General features: G+C 40.2%; 21 protein-coding genes. 12 read left to right on the top strand and 9 right to left on the bottom strand.

Annotation, left to right across the window (positions count from 1 at the left end):
• Nucleotides 1–1,027, top strand: a 1,027-nt coding sequence (locus QZ379_RS03860; RefSeq protein ID WP_291558551.1) for an HpaII family restriction endonuclease, incomplete at its 5' end; no start/stop codon positions are given.
• A gap of 51 nt (nt 1,028–1,078) precedes the next feature.
• Here QZ379_RS03860 and QZ379_RS03865 read toward each other — a convergent pair.
• The 3 genes from QZ379_RS03865 to thiD form a co-directional block, all read right to left on the bottom strand.
• The gene (locus tag QZ379_RS03865) at nt 1,079–2,779 is read right to left on the bottom strand and encodes an alpha-amylase family glycosyl hydrolase (protein WP_291558552.1); all 1,701 of its coding nucleotides are present in this window, start codon (nt 2,777–2,779) and stop codon (nt 1,079–1,081) included.
• 75 nt (nt 2,780–2,854) lie between these two features.
• A complete protein-coding gene (fabD, locus tag QZ379_RS03870; RefSeq protein WP_291558554.1) occupies nt 2,855–3,742 on the bottom strand; it encodes an ACP S-malonyltransferase in 888 nt (295 codons plus the stop codon).
• A gap of 58 nt (nt 3,743–3,800) precedes the next feature.
• Nucleotides 3,801–4,634 carry a bifunctional hydroxymethylpyrimidine kinase/phosphomethylpyrimidine kinase gene (gene thiD / locus QZ379_RS03875; protein WP_291558556.1) on the bottom strand — a complete coding sequence of 278 codons (834 nt, stop codon included), beginning with the start codon at nt 4,632–4,634 and terminating at the stop codon, nt 3,801–3,803.
• A 179-nt stretch (nt 4,635–4,813) separates the two neighbouring features.
• Here thiD and QZ379_RS03880 point away from each other — a divergent pair, with 179 nt between their 5' ends.
• On the top strand, nt 4,814–5,875 hold the full coding sequence (locus QZ379_RS03880; protein WP_291558582.1) for a mannose-1-phosphate guanylyltransferase: 1,062 nt from the start codon (nt 4,814–4,816) through the stop codon (nt 5,873–5,875).
• Between the two features lie 102 nt (nt 5,876–5,977).
• On the opposite strand, the gene tpx is transcribed toward QZ379_RS03880, so the two are convergent.
• Entirely contained in the window at nt 5,978–6,481 is a 504-nt protein-coding gene (gene tpx, locus QZ379_RS03885; protein WP_291558558.1) for a thiol peroxidase, read from the bottom strand.
• A gap of 242 nt (nt 6,482–6,723) precedes the next feature.
• Here tpx and QZ379_RS03890 point away from each other — a divergent pair, with 242 nt between their 5' ends.
• The 6 genes from QZ379_RS03890 (at nt 6,724) to QZ379_RS03915 (ending at nt 14,760) form a co-directional block, all read left to right on the top strand.
• The gene (locus QZ379_RS03890; RefSeq protein ID WP_291558559.1) at nt 6,724–7,638 is read left to right on the top strand and encodes a DUF368 domain-containing protein; all 915 of its coding nucleotides are present in this window, start codon (nt 6,724–6,726) and stop codon (nt 7,636–7,638) included.
• Between the two features lie 218 nt (nt 7,639–7,856).
• Nucleotides 7,857–9,533: a glycogen/starch synthase gene (locus QZ379_RS03895; protein WP_291558561.1), complete on the top strand. Its 1,677-nt coding sequence runs from the start codon at nt 7,857–7,859 to the stop codon at nt 9,531–9,533.
• A gap of 22 nt (nt 9,534–9,555) precedes the next feature.
• On the top strand, nt 9,556–12,123 hold the full coding sequence (glgP, locus tag QZ379_RS03900) for an alpha-glucan family phosphorylase (protein ID WP_291558563.1): 2,568 nt from the start codon (nt 9,556–9,558) through the stop codon (nt 12,121–12,123).
• A 136-nt stretch (nt 12,124–12,259) separates the two neighbouring features.
• Nucleotides 12,260–12,937, top strand: a complete 678-nt coding sequence (locus tag QZ379_RS03905; protein WP_291558565.1) for a response regulator transcription factor — start codon at nt 12,260–12,262, stop codon at nt 12,935–12,937.
• Nucleotides 12,934–14,199 (top strand): HAMP domain-containing sensor histidine kinase, encoded by a 1,266-nt coding sequence (locus QZ379_RS03910; protein WP_291558567.1) that lies wholly within the window; start codon nt 12,934–12,936, stop codon nt 14,197–14,199. Before QZ379_RS03905 ends, QZ379_RS03910 begins: the two co-directional genes overlap by 4 nt.
• Nucleotides 14,200–14,322: 123 nt before the next feature.
• Entirely contained in the window at nt 14,323–14,760 is a 438-nt protein-coding gene (locus QZ379_RS03915) for a PepSY-like domain-containing protein (protein ID WP_291558569.1), read from the top strand.
• Nucleotides 14,761–14,870: 110 nt separating this feature from the next.
• Here the strand turns inward: QZ379_RS03915 and QZ379_RS03920 are convergent, their stop codons facing one another.
• From QZ379_RS03920 to QZ379_RS03940, 5 genes are all read right to left on the bottom strand, one after another.
• Nucleotides 14,871–15,410, bottom strand: a complete 540-nt coding sequence (locus QZ379_RS03920; protein ID WP_291558571.1) for a hypothetical protein — start codon at nt 15,408–15,410, stop codon at nt 14,871–14,873.
• Nucleotides 15,411–15,463: 53 nt separating this feature from the next.
• Nucleotides 15,464–16,132: a porin family protein gene (locus QZ379_RS03925; RefSeq protein WP_291558572.1), complete on the bottom strand. Its 669-nt coding sequence runs from the start codon at nt 16,130–16,132 to the stop codon at nt 15,464–15,466.
• Nucleotides 16,133–16,849: 717 nt separating this feature from the next.
• Complete coding sequence (gene guaA, locus QZ379_RS03930) at nt 16,850–18,403, bottom strand: glutamine-hydrolyzing GMP synthase (RefSeq protein ID WP_291558573.1); 1,554 nt, start codon at nt 18,401–18,403, stop codon at nt 16,850–16,852.
• A gap of 110 nt (nt 18,404–18,513) precedes the next feature.
• Nucleotides 18,514–19,305 carry an NAD(+) diphosphatase gene (gene nudC, locus QZ379_RS03935; protein ID WP_291558574.1) on the bottom strand — a complete coding sequence of 264 codons (792 nt, stop codon included), beginning with the start codon at nt 19,303–19,305 and terminating at the stop codon, nt 18,514–18,516.
• A gap of 79 nt (nt 19,306–19,384) precedes the next feature.
• The gene (locus QZ379_RS03940) at nt 19,385–19,945 is read right to left on the bottom strand and encodes a hypothetical protein (protein ID WP_291558575.1); all 561 of its coding nucleotides are present in this window, start codon (nt 19,943–19,945) and stop codon (nt 19,385–19,387) included.
• Nucleotides 19,946–20,089: 144 nt separating this feature from the next.
• On the opposite strand from QZ379_RS03940, the gene QZ379_RS03945 reads away from it, so the two are divergent.
• The 4 genes from QZ379_RS03945 to QZ379_RS03960 form a co-directional block, all read left to right on the top strand.
• A complete protein-coding gene (locus QZ379_RS03945) occupies nt 20,090–20,953 on the top strand; it encodes an ADP-ribosylglycohydrolase family protein (RefSeq protein WP_291558576.1) in 864 nt (287 codons plus the stop codon).
• A 69-nt stretch (nt 20,954–21,022) separates the two neighbouring features.
• Nucleotides 21,023–22,159 carry a PDDEXK nuclease domain-containing protein gene (locus QZ379_RS03950; protein ID WP_291558577.1) on the top strand — a complete coding sequence of 379 codons (1,137 nt, stop codon included), beginning with the start codon at nt 21,023–21,025 and terminating at the stop codon, nt 22,157–22,159.
• A 19-nt stretch (nt 22,160–22,178) separates the two neighbouring features.
• Entirely contained in the window at nt 22,179–23,810 is a 1,632-nt protein-coding gene (locus QZ379_RS03955; RefSeq protein ID WP_291558578.1) for a leucine-rich repeat protein, read from the top strand.
• On the top strand, nt 23,800–24,487 hold a 688-nt coding region (locus tag QZ379_RS03960), incomplete at its 3' end, for an AarF/UbiB family protein (protein WP_291558579.1). The genes QZ379_RS03955 and QZ379_RS03960, both read left to right, overlap by 11 nt.

Genomic DNA, 24,487 nt, shown 5'->3' on the forward strand with positions numbered 1-24,487 from the left:
CGACGGACAAGTGTATGCCGGAACGCCTGATGTGAAGCGCAATGAAGCGCATGTGATACCTGTGGCTATGGTTCAGCGTGAGGAACACGACGGAACACGCCGGTATATCATAGAAAAGGATTTTATCAACGTAAAAGGTGAGAATATCGACAAGAAGGTTCCGCGCGAGGATTTCGATACTGTGGCCGAACTGATAAAGGAAGCCATAAAAAACACTTCGGGCAATGATGTCACCTCTCCTGATGGTGTAGAGGAATTTCTTGATGAAGTGGCAATCTTCGACCTTGAAGCTCAGACGGACGACCGTACCGACTTTTCCGTAGCTTTCTATCATGCTGATGCTCCGCTCACAGGCTTCTGCGTACGTTCGAGAATGGGAGGAAAGATGTTGCCTCTGCTTGACGGTGGACGTTCGGCTAACTTCAAGTTTGAGCAGACAGGAGTGAAATTTGCTGTCCCTACTATAAACAAAATCAACGCTGAAGGCGAGGAAGATGACGTGACAAGCAGAATGCTGATGATAGAGCGTCTTGGAGGTGTGCTTAAATACAATGATGTGGCCGACAAGATTTTCAGAAGCAACCTTTCGATGATAGACCTCCATGCCGGACGTATGTTTGCCGAAATGACACGTATCATGTGGCTTGACGGAATAACAAAGGTATCGGAACTGACAGAGGAAATAAAGAAACTTAATCCGCTAAAGATAAAGGATGAACTGATAAACAAGCACGGATATTACGAATATAAAGTGAAAGAACTTCTGCTGGCTCTGGCTATGGGAATGCGTCCTGCCAAGATGTACAACGGTACTGACTCCGCTATCTCAGGCTTCCTCTTCGTTACTGCAGAAGGAGAAGTGCTCTGCTATCAGAAAGCTTTCCGACAGGTATTTGCCGATTGCCTTTATCAGAATTCCCGTCTGGAAAAAGGCTCTACAGAGAAAGACAAATACGGATATCTGGAAAGGGAAAACGGAGTGTATTACTTCAAACTAAACTTGAAAATAGGATTAATGAAACGATAATGAAACCAAAAACGGCAGCCCCACCAGGCTGCCGTTTTTGGTTTATAAGATTCATTTTAGCTTTATTTTCAATATCTTACCGCTGTTGGCCGGAAGATCGGTACCTACCGGTTTGGCAGATGTAAAGTTTATCTTTTCCTCTTTACCTGTCAGTAAGTCCTTGACTTTGATGTTCTCCAACTTAGGCATTGACAGATACTCAAATGCGTGCTCCGGTATGTTTATTGCCACCCTCATGTTTATGTCGCCAAAGTTTACAGCTATAAGCAGCACTTCATCTTCATACTTTCTGATGAAAGCATATTGCTTATGCTCGTTCATCTGCCATCCGTTCAGATTGGCATACATGAGGTCGAAGAATTTTCCATGCGATATACATTTCTCCTCGTTGCAAAGATTCATAAGAGTCTTGTAGAAGTTTCTTATGTTCTTTTCCTTTACGTTAAGAAGGTGTGTATTGTATCGTCCGTGGTTAGTCCAGCGGCGGAGGCTGTCTATGCTCCAATAGTCGAAAATGGTAGTTTTTCCGTCCCTTCCGCTAAATCCTTCAGAATCCATTCCGCTTTCTCCAAGTTCCTGGCCGAAATATATCATTACAGGATTTGTGTTCATACATGCCGATACTATCATACCCGGGAAAGCCTTTATAGGGTTTCCTGCGAAGAAATCGGATGCGATGCGCTGTTCGTCGTGGTTCTCGAGGAAGTTCAGCATATGTTCCTGAATGTCGTTAATGCTTTGCCAGCATCCTGTTATGGCTGTGGCAGATGCACTGTTGCATATCACGGCCCTGAGTGTGTCGTATAGTCCCACTTTGTCGTACAAGTAGTCAAAGTGACCGTTGAAGATATAGTTTCTGTATTCCTGCGGGTTATAAACCTCTGCTATGAATATTATGTCCGGATGTTTTTCCTTTATTTGCGGAATTGCCCATCCCCAGAACTCGCACGGTACCATTTCGGCCATGTCGCATCTGAAACCGTCTATTCCTTTCGCTGCCCAGAAGAGCAGAATGTCCCTCATCTTTGTCCATGTGTCAGGAGCAGGAGAGAAGTGGCATCCCGAATTATTATAGTAGTCAACACCATAATTCAACTTGACTGTTTCGTACCAGTCTGTTCTGTTAGGCCATGCATCGAATTTGTTGTTTCCGGTAGCCTTTGCCGGCTTTTCGGTATATCTTCCGGCTTGAGGGTCGTACAGGTCGATATCGCCTTTCAGTTCCTCGCCCGGGATATAGTAGAAATTGTTGTCAGGTCTGAAAGATACTGTGGTATCATCGTCCTCGCCAAGGTCTTTTACCCCTTCCGGTTTGGCAAGCGATTTATACTGGCGCGCCACATGGTTCGGTACGAAGTCGATAATCATTTTCATTCCGGCCTCATGTGTACGGTTTACCAAAGCCTCGAATTCTTCCATTCGCTTGTCTACATTTACAGCCAGGTCAGGGTCAATGTCGTAATAGTCTTTTATTGCGTAAGGTGAGCCTGCTTTCCCTTTTACCACAGCAGGATGGTCCTTGCTCAAACCATATGCGGTGTAGTCAGTCTGTGTGGCATGGGCTATTACTCCTGTGTACCAGATATGTGTTGCTCCCAGTTTCTTTATTTCTGCCAGGGCCTGCTCTGTGAAATTATCCATTTTCCCGCATCCGTTCTCGTCTATGCTTCCATTGGCTCTACATGTCAGCACCTGGTTGCCAAATAGGCGTGTAAAGACTTGATATATAATGATTTTTTCTTCAGGATTCATAGTTTTGCAGTTTTAGATTAAAAAAAAGACACGTATAATGCCTTTCAGGCCGATACGTGTCTGGTTAGAGTAATATTATTCAATGCCGTGGGCATTCGCTTCTTTGTTTATCTTCTTGATAAGTCCTTGAAGAACGGCTCCCGGTCCGCATTCAGTGAACTCGTCAGCTCCATCAGCTATCATGTTCTGGACAGTCTGTGTCCATCTTACAGAAGCGGTAAGCTGAGCTACAAGATTAGCCTTGATTTGTGCCGGGTCTGTATATGGTTTTGCGTCTACGTTCTGATATACAGGGCATTTTGGAGTGTGGAACTCAGTAGCGTTGATAGCTGCTTCAAGCTCAACTTTTGCAGGCTCCATGAGTGGAGAGTGGAATGCACCGCCGACTTTCAGTGGAAGAGCGCGTTTCGCTCCTGCTTCCTTCATCAATTCGCAAGCCTTGTTTATGCCTTCGATAGAGCCTGAGATTACAATCTGTCCAGGGCAGTTGTAGTTTGCAGTTACGCAAACTTCGCCTTCTGACGCTACTTTTGCACAGATTTCTTCTACTTTTTCATCCGGCAATGCGATGATGGCAGCCATAGTAGACGGTTTTGCTTCGCATGCTTTCTGCATAGCCATAGCACGTGCGTAAACCAATTTAAGACCGTCTTCGAAAGAAAGTGCTCCCGCTGCTACGAGTGCAGAGAATTCTCCGAGTGAGTGTCCGGCAGTCATTTCCGGCTTGAAGTTTTCGCCCATGCACAATGCAGAGATGACAGAGTGAAGGAATACGGCAGGCTGAGTAACCTTAGTCTGACGGAGGTCTTCGTCTGTTCCATTGAACATTATATCAGTGATGCGATAGCCTAAAATATCGTTTGCTTTTTCAAAAAGCTCTTTGGCCAATGTTGAGTTTTCATACAGGTCCTTACCCATACCTACAAACTGAGCTCCCTGTCCTGGAAATACAAATGCTTTCATGATTTTAATATTTAATAATTATTGATAGTGCTGCAAAGGTAATGATTTTTTCATATAATTACTCATTTTCGTTGAAAATGTGCATAGGAACAGGCGAATAGAAGTGGTTCAGAGGGCCGTGTCCGCTACCGATACACACATCTTTCCCGTTCAGAATACCTTTGTGTACATAGTCTTTTGCTTTTCTTACCGCTTCCTGGAGCGTTTCGCCCAATGCCAGATAAGTGGCAATGGATGATGACAGTGTGCATCCTGTCCCGTGGGTGTTTTTGCTTGAGATTTTAGAAGCCGTATATATATAAGGTGTATTTTCTCCTTTTATGCACAGAACGTCGCACATGTCGTTTCCTTCAAGATGGCCTCCTTTTATGAGAACTGCCCCGCATCCTGATTCCAGAATTTTGTTGCCGGCTGCTGTCATAGAAGCTGCATCACTTATGCTGTCGCCTGTAAGTACCATAGCTTCGCTCAGGTTAGGGGTTATTATAGTGGACAGCGGTATAAGCTCTTCCTTTATAGCCTCTATTGCTTTGTCCTCAATCAGTTTGCATCCGCTTGTGGAAACCATAACGGGGTCGAACACTACAAATTTAGGTTTGTACTCCTTAATGCTTTCTGCTATGGCTTTCACGATTTCCACATCGTTTATCATTCCTATCTTTATGGCTGACGGTTTGATGTCAGTCATTACGGCTTCAATCTGTGCTTTGACATATGATGCCGGTACGGGGTGTATGCCTGTCACTCCGCATGTGTTTTGTACTGTGATGGCCGTAATTGCACTTGCTGCATATCCTCCCAGGGCCGAAATGGCCTTTATGTCTGCCTGTATTCCGGCTCCTCCGCTGCAGTCCGAACCTGCTATAGTTAGTACGTTATGGTATTTTTTCATTGTCCTTGTTTATTTTGAATATAATTCTGATACAAATGTAACCATAAATTTGAAAGTAAGGAGTATTTGTGATGTATCTTGTACTTAAGGACTTATGAAAAATTATTCTTTATGTTGTTTTTTATAAAAAAAAAACAGCTATTTTTGCGGTAATTATAAAAAGATGTATGTTTATGGAGATGAATGTGAACAATCATATAGTAATAATGGCCGGAGGTATAGGCAGCAGATTCTGGCCTATGAGCAGTAAGGAACTGCCTAAACAGTTTATTGATGTACTTGGATGCGGACGTACGCTTATACAGCTGACAGTAGACAGATTTAAGGATATATGCCCACCGGAAAATGTTTGGGTTGTTACTTCTGCAAACTATGAATCTATCGTCAGGGAGCAATTGCCGGAAATACCTTCAGAACAGATACTTCTCGAACCATGTAGACGCAATACGGCTCCATGTATTGCATATGTAAGCTGGAAAATCAAATCGAAAAATCCTAAGGCGAATATAGTTGTTACGCCAAGTGACCATATAGTAATGGATGTAAACGAGTTCAGAAGGGTGATAAACTCGGCTATGAAGTTTACTTCCTCTTCGGATGCCATTGTGACATTGGGTATGAAGACAACACGTCCGGAAACGGGTTACGGATATATAGAGGCAGATCTGACTATGGCATGTCCCTCAAACAAGGAAATATACAGAGTGGACGCTTTCAAGGAAAAACCGGACCTTGAAACTGCAAAGAGATATATCCAGAAGAAGAATTATTTCTGGAATGCAGGTATCTTTATATGGAATGTGAATACAATCGTGAATGCCATGCGTGTTTACCAGCCGGCACTGAGCAAGATTTTTGAAAAGCTTATGCCGTATTTCTTCACAGACAAGGAACAGGAAATGGTAAACGAACTGTTCCCGATGTGTGAGAATATATCTGTGGACTACGCTGTAATGGAGAAGGCTGACGAAATCTACGTGTTCCCTGCATCATTTGGATGGAGTGATTTGGGTACATGGGGTTCCTTGCATGAAAATTCTGCCAAAGATGCTCACGGCAATGTATGCATAGGTGAGAATATTAAGATGTATGAATCAAGAAACTGTGTGGTCCATACTACTCAGGAGAAGAAGGTCGTAATTCAGGGACTTGACGGATATATCATAGCAGAAAAGAATAACACTTTGCTGGTATGCCGTCTGAGTGAGGAACAGAGAATAAAGGAATTCTCTGAAGACTGATAAAGTCTGATGGAGAATAAAAATAAAAACCGGGTTAGAGGTTGAATCCTTTGTACCCGGTTTCTTTTGTGGTTATGAGTGATTGGTTATTGTGTTGTTTCTTTACTTTATTGCTGCCAATGCTGCTTCGTAGTCTGGTTCCTGAGTAATTTCCGGAACAAGTTCTGTATAAATAATCTTGCCTTCCGGGTTGATAACTACTACTGAACGTGCCAGCAGACCGCTCAGCGGACCATCAGCTATCAGTACACCATAGTTGACATCGAAATCCGAAGGGTTTCTGAAGTCTGACAATGGAATTACATTTTCGATACCTTCTGTAGTGCAGAAGCGTCCCTGTGCAAAAGGTAGGTCCTTTGAAATGGCAAGAACCATAGTGTTGTTCATTTTTGCTGCCAACCGGTTGAACTTTCTTACTGAAGTGGCGCATACTCCTGTGTCAAGGCTTGGGAAAATGTTCAGAACTACGAACTTACCTCTTGTCTCAGAAAGTTTGAACTGGCTCAAATCGCCCTTTACCATAGTGAAGTCCGGTGCTGTAATTCCGGTATTGATGAATTCTCCTGCCAGATTAACTGGGGAACCTTTAAATGCTGTTTTTGACATAACTGTATTTTTTTTGATTGTTATACGCTATATATAACGGAATTTATGCTATAATTGTTCCCTCTTTTTATGTGAAAAAATGTGAACGACGTAATAAAAATAAAACGACGAATCATTTTACTTAAAACGTGCGTTCGTTTTCAACCAAACGCTTCGTCGTTTTAATTCATCGGATTTATTGTGCTGTTTATCCATTTTATATACCTTTGCACCGTAAAAAAATCAGTAAACAATAAATTATTATGGAACGTAAATTAAAAGATTACGCAACATTGGTTTTAAAGGGGATGGGTATGGGTGCTGCCGATGTAGTACCCGGAGTTTCCGGCGGAACTATAGCATTTATCGTCGGCATTTACGATGAACTTATCAATTCGATTAAAAGTATTAATGTAAAAAATCTGAAGTCGCTTTTTACGGGAAAAATTTCAGAGTTCTGGAAAGGCATCAACGGAAATTTTCTTATTTCCATAATCCTGGGCGTAGGTATAAGTGTTTTCTCATTGGCAAAAATCATAACATGGTTGCTTACAGACCATCCTGTTCTGGTGTGGTCATTCTTTTTCGGCCTTGTGCTTGCATCAACATGGTTTGTATCAAAGGATATAAAGGAATGGAACTGGAAAACCATATTGTCTTTTATTATCGGTGCAGGTATAGCTTATTATATAACAGTTGCCACTCCGGCAGAAACGCCATCAAACTATTTATTCATCTTTTTGTGTGGGGCGATTGCCATATGTGCAATGATATTGCCGGGAATTTCGGGTAGTTTCATATTGGTTCTTTTAGGCAAATACTTTTATATAATGGAAGCTGTAAAGACTCTTGATATAGTTATCCTGGTGATTTTCGGTGCAGGAGCATTTATAGGTATAACTTCTTTCTCCAGAGTTTTGTCGTACGCTCTGAAGAATTTCAGAAACATAACTCTTTCGGTTCTTACGGGATTTATGCTTGGTTCGCTTAACAAAGTCTGGCCTTGGAAGAGGGTAGTGGAGTATTACACAGACAGTCATGGGGTGGCAAAACCGTTGATAGAGGAGAATATCCTTCCTAATCAATACCTGGTAGAGGCGATAGTGCTGATGATAGTAGGCTTCCTGCTGGTGTATTTCCTTGAAAAATTATCTTCAAAGAGACTGACTGAGGCATAATTATAAAAAAAAAATTTTTTCTGGGCGATATAGCTTGAATGAAGGCTGATTCTATGTTCTGTGAGGCGGATTATGGAATCAGCCTTTAGTATTGTTAATGTAACTTATTATGTTTTATTCAGTATTAAACCTTGATTAGCTGCAAAAAAATGTTCAGATTTTTTTGATTTTATGTATGTTTTTCCTATCTTTGCGACAAATAAAGTTAAACTTATAAGATGATGGAACAGCTTTTAACTCCTGATTATATTTTTGAGTCTAGTTGGGAAGTGTGTAATAAAGTTGGAGGAATTTACACCGTTTTATCCACAAGAGCGAAGACTTTGCAGGAAGCATTCGAGGATAAGATTTTTTTCATTGGACCGGATGTATGGTTGGGAAAAGAAAATCCTTTGTTCGTTGAGGATGAAAAACTGCTCAAGGACTGGCGTGAACATGCTTTGAGCTCTGATAAATTAAGTTTGAGGATTGGAAGATGGAATATTCCGAGTAATCCAATCGCAATTTTAGTGGATTTTGCTCCATTCTTTGAGCAAAAAAATGAAATCTATACTCAGGCCTGGATAGACTATCAGGTGGATTCTTTACACGCTTATGGCGATTATGATGAGGCTTCGATGTTCTCATATGCAGCCGGAAAGGTCGTCGAAAGCTATTACAGGTTCTTCCTTGGCCCGGATAAAAAGGTTATATATCAGGCCCACGAATGGATGACAGGATTGGGAGCACTGTATATTCAGAAAAGAGTACCGGAAATCGCTACTATTTTCACAACACATGCTACTTCTATAGGCCGTTCTATAGCCGGAAACAACAAGCCTTTATATGATTATCTGTTTGCTTACAATGGTGACCAGATGGCCAGAGAGCTTAATATGGAGTCTAAACATTCCATAGAGAAACAGACTGCGCATCATGTGGACTGCTTTACTACTGTGAGCGAAATCACTAATAATGAATGTAAGGAACTGCTTGACAAGCCTGCTGACGTGGTTCTGATGAATGGTTTTGAGAATGATTTTGTCCCACAGGGACGCTCTTTCTCTGCCAAACGCAAGAAAGCAAGACAGGTGATGCTGAACCTTGCTAACAAACTGTTCGGTACGAATTTGGGTGACGACACTCTTATAATAGGTACAAGCGGCCGATATGAATTCAAGAATAAAGGAATTAATGTTTACCTTGAAACTCTAAATCGACTTACCAGAGATAAAAATCTAAAGAAAAATGTACTGGCTTTCATCAATGTGCCGGGATGGGTAGGAGATGCCAGACAAGACCTTATCGATAGATTAAACAGCAAGGAAAAGTTCAATACTCCTCTTGAAGTGCCTTTCGTTACACACTGGTTGCACAATATGAGCCACGACCAGGTTCTTGACATGCTTAAATACCTGAATATGTCAAACTCAGCCGATTCAAAAGTAAAGGTTATCTTTGTTCCGTGTTATCTTGACGGAAAAGACGGTATCCTGAATATGACATATTATGATTTGGTATTGGGTAACGACCTTAGTGTTTATCCTTCATATTATGAACCATGGGGATATACACCGCTGGAAAGTGTGGCATTCAAGGTTCCTACTATAACTTCCGATCTTGCTGGTTTCGGACTTTGGGTGAACTCAATAGTAGGCCATAACGGAGAACTGAAGGATGGAGTGAAGGTTATACACCGCACTGACTATAACTATTCCGAAGTGGCTGATGCCATAAAGGATACTATCTGTGAGTTTTCATCATTAGATGCGAAACAGATAGAAAAAATCCGTAAAAATGCCGCTGCCATAGCCGAAAAGGCATTGTGGAAACATTTTATCAAGTATTATTACGAAGCATATGACGTTGCTCTGCGCAATGCTTCTGTAAGATTAGAGAATAATAAAGAGAATTAATAATTTTAAGTATTTGAGAGATATGAAAATTAAAACAAATTATGCTAATGCTCCTGTATGGAAAGAGGTTACAGTAAAATCTCGTATTCCTGATTCTTTGAAGATGTTACAGGAAATGGCCCATAATATTTGGTGGTCATGGAATTATGAAGCTACAGATATGTTTAAGTCTCTTGATCCTGAATTATGGAGTGTAGTGGGACAAAACCCTGTTGCTTTCTTGGAACGTTTAAGTTACGAAAAACTCGAAGCTATTTCTGCAGATAAGAAGGCTTTGGACAAGATAAATAGTGTATATAAGAAATTTACTGACTATATGAGCGTTGCTCCTGACAAGAAACGTCCTTCAGTGGCATATTTCTGTATGGAGTACGGTATGACTCATGTATTGAAGATATATTCAGGAGGTCTTGGTATCCTTGCCGGTGACTATCTGAAAGAAGCTTCAGACAGCAACGTAGATATGTGTGCCGTAGGTTTCTTGTATCGCTACGGATATTTCACTCAGAGCCTGTCTATGGACGGACAGCAGGTGGCTAACTATGAAGCTCAGAACTTCGGTAGCCTTCCATTGGACCGTGTAATCGGCGAAGACGGAAAGCCATTGGTAGTGGATGTTCCTTATCTTGACTACTATGTACATGCATATGTATGGAGAGTAAACGTAGGTCGTGTTCCATTGTATCTGCTTGATACAGACAACGAAATGAACAGCGAATTCGACCGTCCTATCACTCACCAGCTTTATGGTGGCGACTGGGAAAACCGCTTGAAACAGGAAATCCTTCTTGGTATCGGTGGTGTATTGTTGCTCGAAAAACTTGGCATTAAGAAAGATGTTTACCACTGCAACGAAGGTCACGCAGCATTGTGTAACGTACAGCGTCTGTGCGAATTCGTAGAAAGCGGAATGACATTCGAACAGGCTCTTGAAGTGGTTCGTGCTTCTTCATTGTACACTGTTCACACTCCTGTTCCTGCAGGTCACGACTACTTCGATGAAGGTTTGTTTGGTAAGTACATGGGTGGCTATCCACAGCGTATGGGTATCTCATGGCAGGATTTGATGGACCTTGGACGTATCAATCCGGGTGACAACAACGAACGTTTCTGTATGTCTACATTCGCTTGCAACACTTGCCAGGAAGTTAACGGTGTGAGCTGGTTGCACGGAAAAGTTTCTCAGGAAATGTTCTCAGGAATATGGAAAGGTTACTTCCCTGAAGAAAGCCACGTGGGATATGTTACAAACGGTGTTCACTTCCCGACTTGGTGTGCTTCTGAATGGCAGAAACTTTACAGCAAATATTTCGATGCAAACTTCCTGAAAGACCAGTCTAATCCTAAGATTTGGGAAGCTATCTACAATGTTCCTGATGAAGAAATCTGGAACACTCGTCTTGCATTGAAGAACAAACTTACTGACTATATCCGTAATCAGTTCCGCGATACATGGTTGAAGAACCAGGGAGACCCTTCACGTGTAGTTTCATTGATGGATAAAATCAATCCTAACGCACTGTTGATAGGTTTTGCTCGCCGTTTCGCTACTTACAAGCGTGCTCACCTGTTGTTTACTGACCTTGACCGTCTGGCTAAGATTGTAAACAACCCTAACTATCCGGTACAGTTCCTGTTTGCAGGTAAGGCTCACCCACACGATTGTGCTGGTCAGGGATTGATTAAGAAGATTGTAGAAATATCTAAGCGTCCTGAGTTCCTTGGTAAGATTATCTTCCTCGAAAACTACGATATGAAGCTTGCACGCCGTCTTGTTTCAGGTGTTGATATCTGGATGAACACTCCAACACGTCCTCTTGAAGCATCTGGTACATCAGGTGAAAAGGCTTTGATGAACGGTGTTGTAAACTTCTCTGTACTCGACGGATGGTGGCTTGAAGGTTACCGCGAAGGTGCAGGATGGGCATTGACTGAAAAACGTACTTATCAGAATCAGGAACACCAGGATCAGCTTGATGCTGCTACTATCTACAGTATCCTTGAAACTGAAATTCTTCCATTGTACTATGCTCGCAATAAGAAGGGATATTCTGAAGGATGGGTTAGAACTATCAAGAATTCTATCGCTCAGGTAGCTCCTCACTATACAATGAAGCGTCAGCTTGACGACTATTATTCTAAGTTCTATACTAAGGAAGCTGACCGTTACAAACTTCTTGCTGCAAATGATTATGCCAAGGCTAAGGAAATCGCAGCATGGAAAGAAGAAGTTGCAGCTAAGTGGGATTCAATTCAGATTGTTTCTTTGAACAAGTGTGAGGAACTCCGCGAAGGTAACGTAGAAAGCGGTAAGGACTACACAATCACTTGCGTAGTTGACGAAAAGGGCTTGAAAGATGCTGTAGGTATCGAACTCGTAGTAACTTACAAGAATGCAGAAGGCAAGGAATACATTTATTCTGTAACTCCTATGGATGTTGTGAAAGTGGAAGGCAACTTGTACACATTCCAGATTACTCACAGCTTGTCAAATGCAGGAAGCTTCAAGGTTTCATACCGTATGTATCCTAAGAATTCTGATTTGGCTCACCGTCAGGACTTCTGCTATGTACGCTGGTTCAATGAATAATTAATAATCAAATATTAATTAATATCGCCAATCTTATCGGTCTGAAGGTCTTTTTATAAGATTTTCAGGCCGATTTTTTTATATTTTCTGTTTTTACTCCTAATTTTGTGGATATACGAACATAATATTTTGAGAAATGAAAATACTTGTAGTAGAAGACGATAAAGATTTGATGGAAATCATCACAAAGTCGCTCGAGAAGGAGAGGTATGTAGTTTCGCAGGCTCCGGATTATCATACGGCACTGATGAAGGCCGGCGATTATGATTATGACTGTATTCTGCTTGATATAATGCTGCCGGACGGTAATGGGTTGGACTTGTTGGCCGAACTCCAGGATATGGGAAAGAAGGCAAATGTGATAATCCTTTCTGCCAAGGATTCTATAGAAGATAAAGTTAAGGGACTTGACCTCGGAGCGGATGATTATCTGCCGAAGCCTTTCCATCTGGCCGAACTTCATGCACGAATCAAAAGTCTGCTGAGAAGAAACCAGAGGGAAGGAGAGAAGAAAATCGTTTTCGGAAATATCGAAATCCTGCCTGAGAAGTTTGAAGTGAGTGTAGGTGGAAAATTGATTGACCTAAACCGTAAGGAATACGACATTCTGGTATATTTCATGCTTCGTCCTAACAGACTGGTAAACAAAAGTACATTGGCCGAATCCGTCTGGGGAGACCATATAGACCAGGTGGATAACTTCGACTTCATCTACGCACAGATAAAAAATCTGAGGAAGCGGCTGAAGGATGCAGGTTCCACTCCGGAACTTAAGGCTGTTTATGGTATAGGTTATAAATTCGTATTGGAATGAAACTGTTTCACAATGTGATGCTGCACGTATCTGCTGCATCGGTAGTAGTAATGACTGCCTGGGCTGTGCTTTTCTACTGGGCAATAATAGCTGAAGTGAATGACGAGGTTGACGATTCGCTTGAGGATTATTCAGAGAACCTGATTATCAGATATCTCAACGGTGAGGTTATGCCTTCGCTCAACAATGGTTCAAACAATCAGTTCTATATGTACGATGTGAGTGAGGAATATGCCAAAACATATCCGCAAATATCTTATCGCGACGAGATGGTTTATATCGACGAGAAATTAGAGTATGAGCCGGCAAGAATCCTGATGACAATTTTCAAGACTGACAGTGGGTATAAGGAGCTGGTGGTTTATACACCTACAATAGATAAAATAGACTTGCAACAGTCTATCTTGGGTTGGATAATAGCACTTTATGTCGGTATCATACTTATATTGTTATTGCTTAATATGTGGATATTCAGGCGCAATATGAAACCACTGTATGCTCTTCTGTCATGGTTCAACAATTACAAGATTGGCAGCGGAAATACTCCTCTTTCCACGAAGCAGAACATAACGGAATTCAAGAACCTCTATCAGGCAGTAACTATGTCCGTTGACCGTAACGAGAAGCTATACGAACAGCAAAAACTCTTTATAGGCAATGCGTCGCATGAGATGCAGACTCCGCTCGCTATATGTCTGAACCGTCTGGAAATGCTTATGGAGGACGAGAATCTGACAGAAAAACAGATGGAGGAAATAGCCAAGACGCATCAGACGCTTGAAAACATTACGCGCATGAACAAGTCTTTGTTACTCCTGTGCAAGATTGAGAACGGGCAGTATGCCGATATGAAAGACGTTTCGGTAAATTCCATGATACATCAATATACAGATGTGTTCAGTGAAGTATATGCCTATAAGAATATAACGGTCAGCCTGTCAGAAACCTCATCCTTACAAATGCGGATAAATGAATCGTTGGCTGTAATGCTTGTTTCAAACCTATTGAAAAATGCCTATCTGCATAACTCTGACAATGGTAAGATTGAAGTGGTTGTTAAGGATAAAGGCTTTATAGTGGCCAATACAGGCGAAGATGCTTTGGATTCTTCGAAGATATTCACCCGATTCTACCAGGGGAGTAAGAAGGAAGGTTCCACGGGCCTTGGATTAGCCTTGGTATATACTATATGTAAGGCAAACAATATAAATATTGTGTATGAATTTAAGGACGGAATGCACGTATTTGAGGTTAATGTGTAGAGAAAATTGATTTTTTGCGAAAAAAACCGGAAAAATCCGTTTTTTCCAGAATCTTTTCAGTATTGAGTATAATCTTTGCAATATAAAATTAAACGCAGTACTAACAATTAAATTTTTATAGTTATGAAAAAGGTTATATTTTTATTCGTTTGCTTGTTCACAATGTCAGTAATCGCTGTAGCAGATACAGACAAACCTATTCAGATTGGTCAGTTGCCGTTGAAGGCCCAGACATTCATTTCTACTTATTTTAAGAATGCAAAGGTAGCAATGGCAAAGCAGGAAACAGACCTGTTCTACAAGAGTTTTGATGTTATATTCACTTCAGGCGACAAGATTGAATTCGATAAATCGGGCGACTGGACAGAAGTAAAATGTATCAAGGATGGTGTACCTACACAGATTGTTCCAAAACAGATTCTGGATTATGTAAATGCTAACTATCCTGATGACAAGATTCTGAAGATTGAAAGAAACTCAAGAGAACACGAAATCAAACTTTCAAGCAAATGGGAAATCAAGTTTGACAAACAGTTCAGAGTGATTGATATTGATGATTGATGACATATCGTATATAAACAATAAAAGCGGAACTTTCATGGATTGTTCCGCTTTTATTGTTTTTATAGTTAAATGTACTTATTTTTTAACTATTATCTGATTTCTTGCTATTAATATTCTTCTTGATGGAAAGTAATAGTACCATCTATAGACAATGTACCGTTTTCATTTTCTGACGGCAAACGCCTAACAGTATCCCATACGGCATTTTTGAACTGAATAACAATCTTACTTTCAGTTACTTCTTTTAAAATGATTTCTCCATTTTTAAAGGTATATTCCGTATCATATATATCCATGCTACTTGCTTTCGTAAATGTTTCTACTTCTGTGTATGATGCGATATTCTGGTTAACAAAATCAGACAACTCCTCTTTATTAACTTTAAATCTGAATTCAGTGCCTGTAATATCATCTTTGTAATATATTGAAGAGTAAAAATCGAAATAATTTCTTTTTATATCGAATGAACTCGGAATATACAAATTTTCATCATTTAAGTTAACATAGCATGTTTCTCCGTTTACAATAACTTTTTCTCCATTGCTTTTATCTCCGTCTTTTGTTGCATCATCCTTTGAGCAGGCAGAAAGCATTAAACTTGTAATTGATACTAAAACGATAAATGTTAGATTAAAAAAATTTCTCATAGTCTTTTGTTTTAAATAAATTAATATTCTTGTTGATATGTTTCTCTTAATATTTAGAATTTGTAACCTATAGATATTGTAAGATTTTTGGTCTTCATTTTTGGGGTTAAATCAAGGGATGTACCATCTTCATATTCTCCGCTTTCATCTATTTCCATTTGATTATATAAATCAATAAATCCCCAGTCATAACCTATAGCTAGATTGTATTTTTGTTTAAGTTCTACACCGAACCTAAGACCAGCACCGACATCAAATCTCTTTAAACCGTCTTTGCCAAATGTATTATAGCTATATTCTGTCATAGACCAATCACCAAATCCATCACTGTCTAATTCCTCAGTCTTTGTCTTTCCGAACAGCCCAAAAGAGAAATATGGACCGACTTCTCCAAAGATGGAAAAGTCATTGTTGATATTGTACCTATATCCCATATGAATAGGAATATCCAAAAAGTTAGCTTTGGTCTTTGCTCCACCTAAGTCGCCATAATCTTGTTTACATCCTTTCATGGAGAAAACAGCTCCAGCATTCACATATACCCCATCTGCAATAGATGGTATTCCCAATTCGGCTTTTGCTCCAATATGAAAGCCAGGTTTTGAGCCTAATCCTCCAATGTTGGAAACATTAAGTCCTGCAAACCCTTCCCATTGAATATTGCTTTGCGCATTAACTCCAATAGTAAAGGCCGCCATTAAAACAAATAATAATTTTTTCATTGTTTTATTGTTGCATTATGGCTCTTAATGCAGTTTAATTGATAAATGAATAGGCATAAAAAGGAAGTGTGAGCCTGTTAGTCTAATCCACTGATAGGCTCTGGACTGCCCGTATAACAGATTAAAAAACAGCTCACACCTTTGGCTGTATATGTTGTTGGGTAACATATATAACAAACCAAAGGAAGTACGCCTATTATTCCAGTTATACGGTGAATTGTCCAGATTCATCAGTTGGAATTTACTAAACGCTTCCTAATTTATGTCTTGTTGCTTCTGCAACGGCACAAAGTTAGTAAAAGTTTGGTAATTGGTCATACTTTATGAGCTGTTATTTATTATTATAGGTTAAATTCTTTTATATACTATATTATTACCATCTTAGCATAATGAGTTAGTATTTATTTGTGGTTAACATGCTTATAGTGTTTTATCGTTGTAATGCAAACATATATAAAATAAAATTAAAAAACAAAATCCTGAGATAAAATTTTTTCTTCCACGAAATTACAGGATTATTTCCATCAGGAAAATATTAGTATTAAAGACTGGTGTCAAAAACCGGTGCTAATTTGAATATATTGACACAAATGTGAAAATATATATCTGAATATATATAGTGTGCTTTTTAGCTGTATATCAACAAAATAGCCCCGACTTTTTTTCAAGTTGAGGCTACTCCAAATGCCTTTAGAAAGGCTATAAATAGGGTTTAAATTACTCCCACTCGATTGTTGCAGGTGGTTTTGAAGAGATATCGTAGCAAACGCGGTTTACGCCTTTTACTTTGTTGATGATATCGTTAGAAACCTTTGCCATGAACTCATATGGAAGGTGAGCCCAGTCGGCAGTCATGGCATCTGTACTTGTTACGGCACGCAATGCAACGGCACGTTCGTATGTACGTTCGTCACCCATTACACCTACGCTCTGTACAGGCAACAGGATAACACCTGCCTGCCATACCTGATGGTACAAAGATGTTTCGTTTCCTTCTGCATCCTTAGTCTTCCAGTCACGCAGTCCCTGGATGAATATATCGTCTGCATCCTGAAGGATACGCACTTTCTCGCGAGTGATGTCGCCAAGAATACGAACAGCCAGACCAGGACCCGGGAAAGGATGACGAGTGATAAGATGTTCAGGCATTCCAAGTTCTCTACCTACACGGCGAACTTCATCCTTGAACAACAGACGCAATGGTTCGCAAAGCTTCAGGTTCATCTTTTCAGGCAGACCACCTACGTTGTGATGGCTCTTGATTACAGTACCTGTAATAGAAAGAGATTCGATGCAGTCAGGATAGATAGTACCCTGAGCCAACCATTTTACATCCTTTATCTTGTGAGCTTCTTCGTCGAATACGTCGATGAAGCCTTTACCTATAATCTTACGCTTGCGTTCAGGTTCTGTAACACCGGCCAGTTCGCTGAAGAACTTTTCGCTCGCATCAACGCCGATTACGTTAAGACCGAGGCATTCGTAGTCGTGAAGAACGTTCTTGAACTCGTTTTTACGCAACATACCGTGGTCAACGAAGATACATGTAAGGTTCTTGCCGATAGCCTTGTTAAGAAGAACTGCTGCTACTGATGAATCGACACCACCGCTCAAACCAAGAACTACCTTGTCATCGCCAAGCTGAGCCTTGAGTTCGGCTACTGTAGTTTCGATGAATGATGCTGCGCTCCAGTCCTGCTTACCGCCGCAGATATCAACTACGAAGTTTTTCAGAAGCAGAGTACCGTCTTCGGAGTGGAATACTTCCGGATGGAACTGAACTCCCCAAAGCTTTTCGTTCTTTGCCTGATAAGCAGCTACTGCTACCTTGTCGGTAGAAGCTATGATTTCGAAGTTTTCAGGTATTGCTGTGATTGTGTCGCCATGGCTCATCCAAACCTGTGAGTTCTCGCGGATTCCTTTGAGAAGAGGATTCTGATGGTCGAACTTGGTCAAGTGTGCACGTCCGTATTCGCGTGTGTTGGCCGGTTCTACCTTACCTCCGTTGGTGTATGACATAAACTGCGCGCCATAGCATATACCCAAGATAGGATATTTGCCACGGATGTCAGTAAGGTCTACCTTGAAAGCCTTTTCATCGTAAACTGAGAATGGGCTTCCTGAAAGGATTACACCAATAACAGACGGGTCATTGTGTGGGAACTTGTTGTAGGGAACAATCTCGCAATACATGTTCAGTTCGCGGACACGGCGACCGATGAGCTGTGTAGTCTGTGAACCGAAGTCGAGAATAATAATCTTTTCCTGCATATAAGTTTATTGGTTAAAATAATAACTTTGCAAAGTTAATAAAAAGTAGGGATATTGTTTTTATAAAAGCGCAATAAAATGTATCTAAGCGTCGATAATCCCTGTTTTCGTCACACTTTACCTTCCAGCCAGGCATCAATCATCTGCCTTGCTATGCTCAGTTTCTTAGGAATTTCCGGCATATTGTCGCGCGAATAGAACTCTCCGGCACTGAGCTCTTCATCCTGAAGCTTGATGGTTCCGCTCTCGTAATCGGCTGTGAAACCTATCATAATACCGCTCGGATAAGGCCACGGCTGACTGCCGAAGTATCTCAGGTTTTTTATTGTAAGTTCTGTCTCTTCCATTACCTCACGGCGGATACATTCTTCCAGTGTCTCGCCTGCTTCCAGAAATCCTGCTACCAGACCTTTGTATTGTCCTCTGAAATTTTTTGCATGTACCAGAAGCACTTTGTCTTCTTTTTTTATAAGAACTATTACGGCGGGTGATATGCGTGGATAGAACTCCTGACGGCATTCCGGGCATCGTTTGGCGATAGGAGATACCTGTACTGTAGGAACACCGCACATAGGGCAGTAGCGGCTGTTCTTGTCCCAGTTCAATATCTGCGATGCTTTCCCGGCTCTGTAGTATTCTTCGAACGGAAGGACATCGTACGAGGCTCTCAGGTCTTTCATCATCATTTCGCTGTCCTCGTTTCCGGGAACGGGTGAGTATATGGTATATGCCTTTGCCGTGTGGCCGTAAATATCTCCGATGGTATGTACGGTACTGCTCACGGGAACTGCCACCGGTGGTTCTTCTCCATAAGGAATATGATATTTACCTTCGGAGTCTTTTACTATCAGAAGTTGTCCGGAGTTGAATACAAACCATCCGGATATTGCTTTTTCTTCCATACTACTATTATATTAATAGGTGTTTAAATGCTTTTTAAATAGTGTTTAAACAGCTTTTAAAAGCCTTTGCAAAACTCTTTCAACAGTCGCCGAGATTTACTTTCTCGAATTTATACCCCATTCTTTTAAGCTGTATGGCTGCTCCCGTTCTGTACATCACTCTGACGGCACGTGTGAATACATGAAATGCCACAGGACTTTGCGGCTCTATCTGTTCATGTCTGATAAGGTCTATCGCTTTCCGGGCACATCTTCTTATCATTTCTTCCAGATTCTTTGCTTCTTCGCTGTCGAGCGAAACGCCTACAACATCCCTTATCAGATGCTCGTCCATATCGTCGAATCCCTGTTCGCCGTAAAAATCCTTATATTTTGCTTTGGAGATGGTGTTCCAGTCTATATCCCATCCGAAGGCTACGGCTATACCAAGATAAGCAGCCCATGCCACAGATACGGTAGGGTACTCCTGAACCTGTTCCACTGCATCGGCAATGTATTCCGGAGCAAGTACCTGCCAGTAGTCGTCTATGTCGTCAGTGGCAAGCAGTTTGCCGTCTAAGAATTTATAGTTAGTACAAAGTCGCAATATCTCCTGCTGAAGCTTTTCTTCAAAATTGTCTAAATACTCTTTTAATTCCATGATTTGAAAATTTTGTGCAATATTCGCAAAAACGGACAATATATGCAATTAAACAGTCATTTGTTTTATGAAATTTCTCATTTCAGTAGTGATAAACGAAAATAAAATCCCATCTTTACATAAAATCAAAAAAGTACAATCTATATGTTAGGTGCAATAATAGGAGATATTGCCGGCTCTGTGTATGAAGGTCGCAATACGAAGGATTATAATTTCGAGATGTTCCCTCGCAGGAGTAATTTCACTGACGATACTGTGATGACCATGGCAGTGGCGGAGTGGGCTATGAAGAACGATATAAATGCTGATGCAGATGTCCAGACCCGTCTGCTGGAGGAAACGATGGTTGATATGGCAATAAATGTTCCGTGTCCGATGGGAGGATATGGAGGCGGATTTCATACATGGCTTTTCCATCCGGAAAGGCTTATAGATTATCATACCGGGAAACCTGCATCCGGTCGTTGTCCATATAACTCGTGGGGAAACGGTTCTGCCATGCGTACATCTGCCATCGGCTGGCTGTATGGTGATATGGGAACTACATTGCGTGTGGCCGAAACTGCTGCTGCCATAACGCACAATCATCCTGAAGGGATAAAGGGAGCACAGGCCGTCTCGGCAGCTATATTTTTGGCAAGGAACGGTGCATCTAAGGATGATATCAAAGAGTTTATTACTGCGAAATTTCATTACAATCTTGATACGCCGTGGAAATATTTGCACAAGACTTACGGATGGGATTCAAACTGTCAGGGAACAGTGCCGCAGGCTGTCATCTCCTTTCTGTCGAGTGGTGATTTTGAGAGTGCCATACGCAGGGCAATATCCATTGGCGGTGACAGTGATACGTTAGCTTGCATCACAGGTAGCATAGCGGAAGCATATTATAAGTCTATTCCTGAATATATGGTGGAAAAGGCAATGTCTTTGATTCCGGCGAGGTTCAAGAAGGTGTTGGAGATGATGGGTGAGAAGTGGTATTGTTATGATAAAAACATACTTTAATGAAAGTGTTGTTGTTCAGAAACTTATTAATTATATTTGTATTGGATAGAAGTATAAATTATTTAAGAAATGGGAGAAAAAACAATATTTGTAAATAGTCATGATGTTTTTTGTGATGCAGAGTATTCAACTTGGTTAGAAAGTTTGAAACAGTCATATCGTACGGCACAGATAAATGCAGCGTTAAAAACCAATTTTGAGAAATTGAAATGGTATTGGAATATGGGAGGTAATTTGGTAAACAAGAAGGCGGAAGAACGTTGGGGAAATGGAGTTGTTGAGCAAGTGAGTCTTGATTTACAGGCTGAATTTCCTAATAGTAAAGGACTGAGTGCGGACAATCTATGGGCAATGAAACGTTGGTACTCTTTTTATGTGGAAAAAATTAAAGATGAAAAACTTGTACGCAGCGTACAAGAATTGTATAACTCTGATTGTCAGGTGACTGTAGATGGAATTGTACAATTCCCGGAATTGTTAGGTTTAATACCTTGGGGACATAATCTGGATATAATAAGACTTACAGCTTCTTTACCTGAGGCTATATTTTACATTAAAAAGACGATACAAGAAGGATGGAAGCGTACTGTTTTGCAGCGTTATCTGGAGGAAAGACTTTATGAAAAGCAAAATGGCGCAATCAATAATTTTAAGGAGCAGCTTCCTGTAAAGCAGGCAGAACTGGTGCAGGAAATAACAAAAGAAAATTATGATTTTGGATTTGTTGAATTGCCTGCTGATTATTCGGAGCACAATCTTGAAATTGCATTGGAAAATCATATCTCTCGCTTCTTGATGGAACTCGGGAATGGCTTTGCATTTTTAGGTCGTCAAAAGGAAATTATTGTTGACGGAGTGAGTAGAAGAATAGATATGCTTTTCTATCATGTACGCTTGCATTGTTATATTGTGGTTGAATTGAAAGCTGTTAGATTTGAACCTGAGTTTGCCGGGAAACTTAATTTCTATGTTAATGCAGTAAACGATATTTTAAAAGGCGAGCAAGATAATCCTACAATTGGACTTCTTATTTGCAGCGATATGAAACAGACTGAGGTTCGTTATAGCTTTAAAGGGTTGTCTACTCCAATAGGAGTTGCTACTTATGACAATGTACGAATAGCTGAAATTGAGAAGGAATTGCCAAGTGTTGAAGAATTACAGCAGAGAATAAAGCAATTGGAATCACAGTTGGGAGAAAAGTAATAATACAAATATGCATACCATGAATTATCCATTAATATCAGAATATATCCAAGCTATAAAGTTATCAGAAGAAAACTTTGATAAACTTACTAATCTACGTCCAGTGTTTGATACGGACGGTAATCCTGTAATGTCAAGTGGAAACTTTGCTGTTGTTTTTAAGATGCTGGATAAGCAAACTGGTAAGTTCTATGCTGTGAAATGTTTTCTTCGCGAGCAGGAAGGCAGAGAAGAAGGCTATAAACTTATAGCTTCGGAATTGGAGTATATATCATCCACATTCCTTACTCCCATAAAGTATTTTGAAAAGGAACTTTTTGTAGATACGGCACAAGGAAATGATACAGAGTTTCCTGTGTTGTTGATGGATTGGGTAGAAGGTCTCACACTCGACAAGTATATCCGAAATAATATTCACGACCAATACAAACTTGCTTTGATAGCCTATCAGTTCTGCCGCATGGGTTCTTGGCTGCTCAGTCAGGAGTTTGCGCATGGCGACTTGAAACCCGACAATATCATAGTCCGTGAGGATGGTCAGTTGGTATTGGTGGATTATGATGGTATGTTTGTTCCTGCAATGCGAGGACAGAAGTCACGTGAATTGGGTAGTGTGGATTATCGTCATCCTCTCCGAACGGAAGATGTATTCAATAGTAGTATTGATGATTTTTCTATTGCTTCCATAGCTTTGTCTTTAAAGGCTATTTCCTTGAAACCGGAATTGCTGAATGATTTTGGAGCAGATGACAGACTGCTTTTAAGCGCAAAGGATTATCAGAATATTAGTGAGAGTGAATGTTTAAAGGCTATTCAGTTGCTTTCTAATGATGTGGAACTGGCTCAATTATTGGGCTTGTTTTATATAGCGTATGCAAGAAATGAGCTTAGTAATGTTTCTTTCAGATTGTTTAATATTGCTAAGCCGGAGTTTGAACTTACTACTATAATCACAGAAGATGATTTGAGAATTCAAAAAATGGATAATCATGGTGGAGCTTATGCTAACTATAAATTAATTTTAGGGCCAACGATAACACGAAGTAGTGAATATTATACAATAGCCGATGGAACAAAAGTGATATGTGATGGCGCTTTTAGTATGAATCAATTTTTGCGTTATGTAAAGATACCAGATACAGTAGTTTGTTTAGGTAATGGAAGTTTTAGTCGGTGCAGACAATTAAATACCATAATCATACCCAATTCTATAATAAAGATGGAAGGAAATCCTTTCGACTGTAATTTTACAAATAAGATTATATGTAAATCAAGTTTGTTTAAAGTGGAAGACAATGTTCTGTATGATAGACAGAAGAAAAGGCTTATATCTTATTTTGCAAAATATAAACATTTTATTGTACCAAATACTGTTAAAGTTATCGGCCGTTGTTCTTTTTACTGTTGTGAATCATTGCAAAGTATTGATATTCCCGTTTCAGTGTCTTCAATAGAAAAAGGAGCTTTTGTATATTGTCGTAAGTTGAAAACAATAAATTTATATGGTGTAGTTGAGTCTTTTGATCCTTCTTGCTTATTTGGTTCACACATTGAGGTTATAAATATACCTAAAGGGGCAAAAGGAAAATATTCATTTTTGTTCAAAGGGAATAAATTGGAAAGATATATTAGTAAACTTAATGAATTTTAACACTATGAATTATCCTACATTATTAGAATATGTTCAAGCAATTAAATTCTCGGAAGATAATTTTGATAAACTGAGTAATCTACGTCCGGTTTTTGATGCAGACGGCAACCCGATAATGTCCAGTGGGAACTTTGCCGTAGTCTTTAAAATGGAAGATATGCAAAGTGGAAAGCAGTATGCTGTGAAATGTTTTTATAAAGAGCAGAAAGGTAGAGAAGAAAGTTATAAACTTATTGCTTCAGAATTGGAATATATATCATCCACATTCCTCGCTCCAATACAATATCTTGAAAAGGAACTTTTTGTAGATACAACTCAAGGAAACGATACTGAGTTTCCTGTATTGTTGATGGACTGGGTGGAAGGTCTCACACTTGACAAGTATATCCGAAACAATATTCACGATAAATATAAACTTTCTTTGATTACCTATCAATTCTGCCGTATGGGTTCTTGGTTGCTCAGTCAGGAATTTGCACATGGTGACTTGAAGCCAGACAATATCATAGTCCGTGAAGACGGTCAGTTGGTGTTGGTGGACTATGACGGAATGTTTGTACCGGCAATGCGAGGACAGAAGTCACGTGAGTCGGGTAGTGTGGATTATAGTCATCCTCTCCGTACGGAAGATGTATTCAATAGTAGTATTGATGATTTTTCTATTGCTTCCATAGCTT

This window comes from Bacteroides sp. (genome assembly GCF_019417265.1).
In the GTDB taxonomy this organism is placed as follows: domain Bacteria; phylum Bacteroidota; class Bacteroidia; order Bacteroidales; family Bacteroidaceae; genus Phocaeicola.

Coding starts and splice junctions, on each gene's coding strand:
- QZ379_RS03865 (WP_291558552.1), bottom strand. CDS start 2,779: ATGAATCCTGAAGAAAAAATCATTATATATCAAGTCTTTACACGCCTA.
- fabD (WP_291558554.1), bottom strand. CDS start 3,742: ATGAAAGCATTTGTATTTCCAGGACAGGGAGCTCAGTTTGTAGGTATG.
- thiD (WP_291558556.1), bottom strand. CDS start 4,634: ATGAAAAAATACCATAACGTACTAACTATAGCAGGTTCGGACTGCAGC.
- QZ379_RS03880 (WP_291558582.1), top strand. CDS start 4,814: ATGAATGTGAACAATCATATAGTAATAATGGCCGGAGGTATAGGCAGC.
- tpx (WP_291558558.1), bottom strand. CDS start 6,481: ATGTCAAAAACAGCATTTAAAGGTTCCCCAGTTAATCTGGCAGGAGAA.
- QZ379_RS03890 (WP_291558559.1), top strand. CDS start 6,724: ATGGAACGTAAATTAAAAGATTACGCAACATTGGTTTTAAAGGGGATG.
- QZ379_RS03895 (WP_291558561.1), top strand. CDS start 7,857: ATGATGGAACAGCTTTTAACTCCTGATTATATTTTTGAGTCTAGTTGG.
- glgP (WP_291558563.1), top strand. CDS start 9,556: ATGAAAATTAAAACAAATTATGCTAATGCTCCTGTATGGAAAGAGGTT.
- QZ379_RS03905 (WP_291558565.1), top strand. CDS start 12,260: ATGAAAATACTTGTAGTAGAAGACGATAAAGATTTGATGGAAATCATC.
- QZ379_RS03910 (WP_291558567.1), top strand. CDS start 12,934: ATGAAACTGTTTCACAATGTGATGCTGCACGTATCTGCTGCATCGGTA.
- QZ379_RS03915 (WP_291558569.1), top strand. CDS start 14,323: ATGAAAAAGGTTATATTTTTATTCGTTTGCTTGTTCACAATGTCAGTA.
- QZ379_RS03920 (WP_291558571.1), bottom strand. CDS start 15,410: ATGAGAAATTTTTTTAATCTAACATTTATCGTTTTAGTATCAATTACA.
- QZ379_RS03925 (WP_291558572.1), bottom strand. CDS start 16,132: ATGAAAAAATTATTATTTGTTTTAATGGCGGCCTTTACTATTGGAGTT.
- guaA (WP_291558573.1), bottom strand. CDS start 18,403: ATGCAGGAAAAGATTATTATTCTCGACTTCGGTTCACAGACTACACAG.
- nudC (WP_291558574.1), bottom strand. CDS start 19,305: ATGGAAGAAAAAGCAATATCCGGATGGTTTGTATTCAACTCCGGACAA.
- QZ379_RS03940 (WP_291558575.1), bottom strand. CDS start 19,945: ATGGAATTAAAAGAGTATTTAGACAATTTTGAAGAAAAGCTTCAGCAG.
- QZ379_RS03945 (WP_291558576.1), top strand. CDS start 20,090: ATGTTAGGTGCAATAATAGGAGATATTGCCGGCTCTGTGTATGAAGGT.
- QZ379_RS03950 (WP_291558577.1), top strand. CDS start 21,023: ATGGGAGAAAAAACAATATTTGTAAATAGTCATGATGTTTTTTGTGAT.
- QZ379_RS03955 (WP_291558578.1), top strand. CDS start 22,179: ATGAATTATCCATTAATATCAGAATATATCCAAGCTATAAAGTTATCA.